This window comes from Pseudanabaena sp. 'Roaring Creek', assembly GCF_001402795.1.
GTDB lineage: Bacteria > Cyanobacteriota > Cyanobacteriia > Pseudanabaenales > Pseudanabaenaceae > Pseudanabaena.
The window spans coordinates 1-7,487 of record NZ_LIRE01000175.1; the positions used below are offsets into that span (position 1 = coordinate 1).

Genomic DNA, 7,487 nt, shown 5'->3' on the forward strand with positions numbered 1-7,487 from the left:
GTATTAGGACATAAACCCCAAGAATTGAGTGGCGGCGCTTTGCGCCGCCACTCAATTCTTGGGGTTTGATTTGTCTTAAGTCAAGTGACTGTAGCTATAAAAACTAAACCCAGTAAGGATTACAGATTAAAATGGCTACGCCATTTTGATCTGTGATATTACAGATTAAGGCGTAATAATCGTTGCAGGCAAATTAAGATTTGCTTGTGGATAATCTAGCTTTTCATGTTCCACCACAAACACATTTGAGTACAGATGCGCCACAATCTCCTGTCCTTGCTGTGTCAGCGATAGATAGTACAGAGCATCCTTGACGAACGGATAAACGCTTGTCCAATAAAATTTAGGATAGTTACGGCGTAAATCGCCTGGATGAGCATATCCAAGAGCCGCATTAACCCCTGTTTCTTCAAACTCGTAAAACAAAGCACCAATCTTCTTGAGATAGCGGGGATCGCTGAGTTGACCGATGAGATCGGCCGATCGCACTAATCCCGCAAAATGCGTTGTATCTTGATGGTCACCAGTCTTAGGTACGGGAAATCTGGTCAGCTCGATATTACGGCAGATTTTCTCCGCCTTAATCAAGGAATGATTAGCAAAGCGTTGATTGACAAATAGCTTAGCGCGATCGACATGATAGGGAGTGAGTCCAGCATCCGAAGCCCCAGGAGGGAGTTCTACCATAGAATCACCAATTCCCGTCGCATACTTGCCATGAGAATCCTGAAGGCAAACACCTTTGACATAACCAATATCATGGCAGACAAGAGAAATAATGTAGTGCAACCAATCTTCAGGAGAAACACGACCTTCGCGAATATGTTTACCCCGTAAAATTTCCTGCCCAACCAGAGTTACGAGGATCGTATGTTCGACGTTATGATACAGAGCGTCACTATTGGCTATGTTTTCAAGAGCCATATTGCCAGCCCAACCAATAATATCCTCGTAGTCATGCATATAGCCGCCATAGGTACGGCGATATCCTAGCTTCAACTGTTCAACAAAATTACCAATCAGCAGTTCAGTTGCATTAAACATAAATCTTCATATACCTATGTAAAGCTAAAAGCCAACCTAAATGATAAGTCTAATACTCGTATCTGTCTCATGAATAAAATTTTGCGAAAGCTTAGGAATTATACCCAGCATTTCTGAACGAATCATAAAATCCTCAGATCGCAACTAAATATTGCAGTATCCCACTTTTCTTTAAATTGAGATACTCCCTTTATGGTAATCCTAAGAAGGAAAAGATTTTTTATTGTATAGCAATAGATTAGGAAAGACTTGGGACTTCCATAGTATTTTCTTTATATCAAAAGAAAATACTATGGACGATCTTTTTTTACTTTTTGCGATCGCAACTCACTTGTCCCCATGTGATTTAAAACACATGGGTAATCGTAATTGTTACTTTTCTTTGGATTGCTTTTTGTTAATGATGCTCTGTTACTTATGCCCGCTTGTTTCTATTTTCGTAAAAGCGATCAAATAAACAATCTTTTTTAGGAAATATTGATAGCTAAATTGGATGAATATGTCAAATCATTTAATCTCACGAATGAAATAGGATGGCTGTGTCAGGATTTTTTTCCCGTATCTGCCTAAAGACTGATGCAACGTAAATATTTTCAAGATCGTCTCCTAATTGAAGATGACTACGCTAGAATATGTGCGGATGAGTATTTCTAGATCGCATGTTTGTTTTCAGTATTGACAGTCGTCTTCTGTTTCATCGTGACAGGCTTCTTTCCGAAATCTCTATCTCTACACATATCTGATTGTTGAAGCAAGTATTATGTCTATTTATGTTGGTAATCTCTCTTATGAGGTTACAGAAGATGATTTAAAAGCCGTATTTTCAGAATATGGCAAAATCACTCGTGTTCATCTACCTATTGATCGTGAGTCAGGTCGTCCCCGTGGTTTCGCTTTCGTAGAAATGACCGAGGAAAAGGAAGAAGATGCTGCGATCGTAGCATTAGACGAGGCTGAATGGATGGGTCGCGCACTCAAGGTTAACAAAGCTAAGCCTCGTGAAAGCTCTGACTCCTTTGGTGGCGGCAGAGGTGGCTTCAAGGGCGGCGGTGGTCGTCCTTCTGGCGGCGGCGGTCGTAATCGCTACTAAATAAATAAAAGGAAAGGGATGCTGCATAGCGTCCCTTTCCTTTTAAGGAATTATGGAGCGCCTTAAGGCAGCACCATCCCCAATAATGCCCAAATTTTGAATAACTTGATGCTTTCTCGCTTCTTCGAGCTTATTTAAGTCGTTGTAATTTACCCAAGCGATACAGTCTACTGGGCAAGTGTCGATCGCTTCTTGCACCAATTCCTCATCATCGCCATCTTGGGCGATTACTCTAGCTCGTCCGTAGTCTTCTTCTAAAAAAAACGTACTGCAAGCGGTATGGGCGCAATGTCCGCAACCGATACATACTGTCTCATCGACAAAAATTGCATTTTGGCGTAGCTCACCACCCAGTTCTGGCTCAAAGCCAGAGCGATCAGGATCGCTCATTTCTGGCTCTGAGCTGGTAATGACAACAGCATGATCTGAGGAGTTATCCATTCCAACGCTGTAGGACTAGGCGTACTGAGCCGTCTTCGCGTACCTGCTGCTCAGCGAGGGAGAAACCTTGATTAGTTGACTCGCCCATGACTGTAGCGATCGCATAGCGCTGGGTTACCTTTCTTAAAAAGCTTTCCACCGTCCAAGGCTGTTGCCAGTACTGCATATCGGCAACTAGTGCATATTCGGAGCCATTCCACTGAAAACCCACATCATAGCCATTGTCTTGCTCGATTACCAGTGCAGCCTCAGCAGTCGCGCCTTGATGTCCACGCATGGGTGATGTCCCTGATTTCCAGTTGACACCTAAATCAGTGAGAGCCTTCTGGAGTGGCTCTAGGCTACGAATTTGGGTTTTTACTTGGCTAAAATGTGACATAGGTTGTATCCTAACTTCGATCTAAACGGCAAATGGACGGAAATTTTGTATTTTAATCTGGTGAAACCTTGGACTTTTCTGTGTGTTACTACCACTGACTAAATCGGGAATCGCCCATGTCTGACACGCGATCGAGTTGCGTAGACGACTGAGATATGACTTGCTGCTGAGCAAAGTTTTCGGAGGTTAGCTCTCGATAAGCCACAATACCGAGCTTTGCTTCGATCGCTGCTGTCACTTCAGCGCAACTAGAACCGACAATACCAGTCACGCGTTCTTCCACTCGACCGTCTGGGTAAATAATAAATTCCAGAGTTTCCATGCTGGTTCTAGCTATTAAATTAATAGACAGTTTGACTCAAAGTTTATATAAACGTCAAGGAGCTAGCCCTGCAAAATCAAAATGCTTTTCTGATGCGTTTAATAGAGCGATCGCAATGTTTGGTAAGGATTTACAGCTTTTGATGAATTAATTAAATTTGTTTTAAATTTTTTGAATTTGCCAAAACTATAACAATACCTTCCTCAAGGCATAGCCCCTTATACCAATTCCCAAAATGGCGTTGCCATTTTGGGAATTGGTATAAAACCCAAAAAATGATTGGCGGCGCGAAGATCCGCCAATCATTTTTTGGGTTTTGATTTGTTCTGGCAATCTCTTGTGTTGCGGTAGCTAAAAAAAGGAAAGGGAACATAAAATGTTCCCTTTCCTATGAAACGTTGGTGTTTAGAGGTCAATTAACCCATTTGGCGACGAAGAGCTTCTAGCTCGGCATCGATCGCTGCTCCGACCGTGGGCTTCTTAGCTGTATCCGATGGAGGTAAAGCTCCTTGAGGTGCAGGGCTGCTAGTCAGCATTTTAGCTTTGAGAGCAGCCAATTCATCGTCAACCCCACTTCCAGCTTCTAGCTGAGCAAACTGAGATTCGAGATTATCCATTCCAAGTTCGGCACTAGCTCCAGCTTTAGCCTCAGCTAGTAGGACACGCTCTTCCATACGCTCAAACGTTGCTGCTGCGGAATTGGTATTGACCTTACCCAGCATATTATTGAGATTTTCTTGAGCCTTCGCCGATTGCAACCTTGCCTTAAGCATTTCTTTCTTGGTTTTTGCCTCAGAAATCTTGCCTTCGATCGCAATCAGATTTTTCTTGAGAGTATCTACTTGGGTTGTTTGTTGATCCAAACCAACCTTTAAAGTTGCCGCCGCATCAGCATGGGTTTTCTTGCGACTGAGGGCTTCCCTTGCTAGGTTTTCATCTCCCTTCTGGAGCGCTAGCATTGCCCGCTTTTCCCATTCCTGAGCTTGTGATGCGCTTTGATTATATTGTTGCTCTTGGCGCTTTAGAGCCGCCATTGATTGAGCAACAGCTTGGCGCAATTGCACCAAATCTTCTTGCATATCAATGATTGATTGCTCCAGAATTTTTTCTGGATCTTCAGCAGCTGTAACCATTGCATTTACATTGGACTTGACCACCATACCAATGCGATCGAGTAATCCCATAATCTTGTCCTTTGCGTTAGGGAGTAAATTGTCTACATACTATCATGAACAATAGAAAAGTATAGACGATACAAGGCATCATCTATACTTTATTAGTCTATATAGCAGCTCCGGGATTTGAACCCGGGACCTACGGATTATGAGACCGTCGCTCTAACCACCTGAGCCAAGCTGCCGCATTTCTTAATATAACATAGCCAGCGCAAATATTTTGCAATAAATTTTGTAATTAGGCTCTTGCGAATAAAAAATGTTCTACCCAGTTATTTAGCTTCGACTCCGTTCAGCCAACTTTGGCTGAACGGAGTCGAAGCCACAGGTACTTTATGTTTGATTGCATTTTTGATTGCATTTATGTTTGATTGCATATTTGTTTTGATTGCATATTTGTATTGTGTCCTTAATTGCACAATCGCATTCGGTCTCTGTGCCCAGTACATACTAAAATGTCTCTTAGAAGAAATTTTCAGCATTTCTTAATCTCTATTCATTTCATAATTAAATCCCTAGTCAAGACAAATCCAAGGTCAAAAAATCTATGGTCGCAACCCCTAACAATACAATCTCAGCTACTCCCGCTTTTTGTGAAGGCATTCAGTACTTTGGTGAACCGTTGGAGGGGTTCGACGAGCTAGGGCGTATCCCCGTGCTTAGTCCAGACAAATCTGGTGTGAGCGATCCGCGCGATCGCGCAGCAGTATTTCAAACCTTGCTTGCCGCTGATGCCTTGCGATATCTCACCTTACAGGTCACGGCTAGTAAAGCCTCAGGGCATCCAGGCGGCTTTGCCAGCAGTGCAGAAGCTGTCGCTGCTTTTTATATGTTGGGTCACAAAAATATGCCCACCGAAGTGGGACATCATGCCCCTGGGTACTACAGTGCCATGTTTCTGGATCGCTCCCTTGAAGATATGGGCATTAGTACGGTAATGCAAATGCGCGATCGCTATCGTGAGAAACATGGCTTACTCGGTCATTTATCGGGATATATTCCAGGAATTCTGGCTCCTGCGGGTCCCCTCGGACAGGGGCAACATTTTGCCATGGCTGCGGCACTCTTGCACCGTAACAAGCTATTTCCCGTGACCATGGGTGATGGTGGCATGGGCGAACCCTATCCGATTAGTTCGATCGCCCATTTTCATACCGCCTATCCTGAAGTTACTAATTTTATTCCGATTCTGGTGTGGAATGGTTTTAGTCAAGAGCATCACAGTATGGTTTCGACTAAGACCAATGCGGAAATGATTGCTTTCTGGCAAGGTAATGGCTTTGATGAAGTGATTTTGATCGATGCCAAAGATTTTGACGATCGCGATCAAGACGGAGCTTATGTTGATAGTACGGCTTTTTCTCTAAAACAAAGGCTTGCCTTTACTGAGGCGGTGCTTGTCGGCGTGGATAAGGCGGCAAAATTTGCTTTTGGTGGAAAGCTAACCGTATTCATTATCAAGCAACTTAAAGGCGCAGGAGTTCACGCACGCGGAGCGAAATCCCATAATCTTTATGCCCATCACACCCTCGACAATATCGATATTGTTGCGGGATTACAGGCACGCGCGCTCAATCCTGAGGCTTGGCAAACCGTTCGTACCAATCTCGAATGGGCTGGTGGCGGTTCTTCTTCTAAAACAGCAGTAACAGAATCGGTATTACCTCTCATCGATTTGGGAACCTTGCCCTTAGAAGAATATGCGATCGATGAATCCAAGATTTCCACCACTGCCATGGGTCGCTTGGTTGGCTATGTCGGACAAACGGATAAGAGCTATATCGTGACCAATGCAGATGGAAATGAAGCTTCAGGAATTGCCAATATTAACCAAGCACTGAAGATCAATCACCCCACTGTTGATGCGCTCTACAATCAAGAGCCGAATGGACAGGTTTACGAACCTCTAAGCGAAGATGCCTGCGCTGGTTTGGCCGTGGGCTTGGCGTTGATGGGCAGTCGGACGCTCTGGTGTTCCTACGAATCCTTTGCGATTAATGGACTTCCCATTTGGCAGACCGTAACTCAAGCTATGGCTGAGTTACGCCGCCCTACTCCTGCAACGGTTTGTCTATTTACCGCAGGGGCTTTAGAGCAGGGTCGTAACGGTTGGACGCACCAACGCCCTGAAATTGAAGGCTACTTCGCATCAATGATGCGTAATGGCAATATATTTCCCCTCTTCCCTCTCGATGCTAATAGCATTCAAGTTTGCTATGAATGGGCGCTAAAGGCAGTAAATAAAGGTGTGGTCATTACCGCCAGTAAATCGCCTTTACCCATCCGTACTAATTTTGCGCAAACCAGACAAGCTCTGGAAGATGGTGCAATTACCTTGCAAGAAATTGCAGGTAGTCAGAAGGTTGTCTTTGCTGTAATCGGCGATATGATGTTGCTCCCTGTATATGAAGCAGCACAGAAGCTTGCCGAACAAGGGATTGGTTCCAAGATCGTCTCGATTGTTAGCCCTCGCCGTCTCTATCGGGAAAGCGATGTGGCGTGGAATACTTGTTCTGAACCCGATGGGAAGTTCCTAAGCGATGCTGAGTTTGAGGCTTTCTTTGCTGGTGATGCTCTGATTGGTGTGGTCGGCGGAGCGTCAGCCATGCTGGAACCTGTGATGCTACGCAGTAATAGCAAGCGCGATGTGTTTGCTTGGAAGAGAGGTGAGACAACGGCTTCAGCAGGTCAGTTGTTTGACTTTAATGGCATGAATGCTGAGGCGATCGCCAATCGTGCTAAGCAGTTGCTTGGCTAATCTAATTAGCCCAATTCCCAAAATGGCGTTGCCATTTTGGGAATTGGTGTTACAGCAATTTTCGATCAAAAGAACCACAATAAATTTTTTGAGAGTGTTGCTTCGCAACACTCTCAAAAAATTTATTGGTTTGGCTTTGAGCGCCAAGCGCTGTATAGCTATCGCCAAATGTACTAGGACATAAACCCCAAGAAATGACTGGCGGCGCGAAGCGCCGCCAATCATTTCTTGGGGTTTAATTTGTCCTAATTCAAGTGACTGTAGCTATAAAATCCAGA

At 44.2% G+C, this 7,487-nt stretch carries 7 protein-coding genes and 1 tRNA gene; 2 read left to right on the top strand and 6 right to left on the bottom strand.

Features of this window, described 5'->3' with window-relative positions:
* Positions 1–165: 165 nt before the first annotated feature.
* Positions 166–1,044 (bottom strand): Npun_R2479 family HD domain-containing metalloprotein, encoded by an 879-nt coding sequence (locus tag AC805_RS05515; protein ID WP_055074488.1) that lies wholly within the window; start codon positions 1,042–1,044, stop codon positions 166–168.
* 760 nt (positions 1,045–1,804) lie between these two features.
* Between AC805_RS05515 and AC805_RS05520 the strand changes: the two genes are divergently transcribed.
* Positions 1,805–2,134: an RNA-binding protein gene (locus AC805_RS05520; RefSeq protein WP_009629354.1), complete on the top strand. Its 330-nt coding sequence runs from the start codon at positions 1,805–1,807 to the stop codon at positions 2,132–2,134.
* Positions 2,135–2,176: 42 nt separating this feature from the next.
* Here the strand turns inward: AC805_RS05520 and AC805_RS05525 are convergent, their stop codons facing one another.
* The 5 genes from AC805_RS05525 to AC805_RS05550 form a co-directional block, all read right to left on the bottom strand.
* The gene (locus tag AC805_RS05525; RefSeq protein WP_055074489.1) at positions 2,177–2,575 is read right to left on the bottom strand and encodes a ferredoxin; all 399 of its coding nucleotides are present in this window, start codon (positions 2,573–2,575) and stop codon (positions 2,177–2,179) included.
* The gene (locus tag AC805_RS05530; protein ID WP_055074490.1) at positions 2,568–2,954 is read right to left on the bottom strand and encodes a DUF1257 domain-containing protein; all 387 of its coding nucleotides are present in this window, start codon (positions 2,952–2,954) and stop codon (positions 2,568–2,570) included. Before AC805_RS05530 ends, AC805_RS05525 begins: the two co-directional genes overlap by 8 nt.
* Before the next feature lie 88 nt (positions 2,955–3,042).
* Positions 3,043–3,276: a DUF2997 domain-containing protein gene (locus tag AC805_RS05535; protein ID WP_055074491.1), complete on the bottom strand. Its 234-nt coding sequence runs from the start codon at positions 3,274–3,276 to the stop codon at positions 3,043–3,045.
* Positions 3,277–3,692: 416 nt separating this feature from the next.
* Entirely contained in the window at positions 3,693–4,460 is a 768-nt protein-coding gene (locus AC805_RS05545; protein ID WP_055074493.1) for a PspA/IM30 family protein, read from the bottom strand.
* A 102-nt stretch (positions 4,461–4,562) separates the two neighbouring features.
* Positions 4,563–4,636: transfer RNA gene (locus tag AC805_RS05550), tRNA-Met, on the bottom strand.
* Between the two features lie 362 nt (positions 4,637–4,998).
* Here AC805_RS05550 and AC805_RS05560 point away from each other — a divergent pair.
* A complete protein-coding gene (locus AC805_RS05560; RefSeq protein ID WP_055074495.1) occupies positions 4,999–7,209 on the top strand; it encodes a transketolase in 2,211 nt (736 codons plus the stop codon).
* Positions 7,210–7,487 lie beyond the last annotated feature (278 nt).

Bases quoted from the DNA above. Each gene is read 5' to 3' on its own strand.
- AC805_RS05515 (WP_055074488.1), bottom strand. From the start codon at position 1,044: ATGTTTAATGCAACTGAACTGCTGATTGGTAATTTTGTTGAACAGTTG.
- AC805_RS05520 (WP_009629354.1), top strand. From the start codon at position 1,805: ATGTCTATTTATGTTGGTAATCTCTCTTATGAGGTTACAGAAGATGAT.
- AC805_RS05525 (WP_055074489.1), bottom strand. From the start codon at position 2,575: ATGGATAACTCCTCAGATCATGCTGTTGTCATTACCAGCTCAGAGCCA.
- AC805_RS05530 (WP_055074490.1), bottom strand. From the start codon at position 2,954: ATGTCACATTTTAGCCAAGTAAAAACCCAAATTCGTAGCCTAGAGCCA.
- AC805_RS05535 (WP_055074491.1), bottom strand. From the start codon at position 3,276: ATGGAAACTCTGGAATTTATTATTTACCCAGACGGTCGAGTGGAAGAA.
- AC805_RS05545 (WP_055074493.1), bottom strand. From the start codon at position 4,460: ATGGGATTACTCGATCGCATTGGTATGGTGGTCAAGTCCAATGTAAAT.
- AC805_RS05560 (WP_055074495.1), top strand. From the start codon at position 4,999: ATGGTCGCAACCCCTAACAATACAATCTCAGCTACTCCCGCTTTTTGT.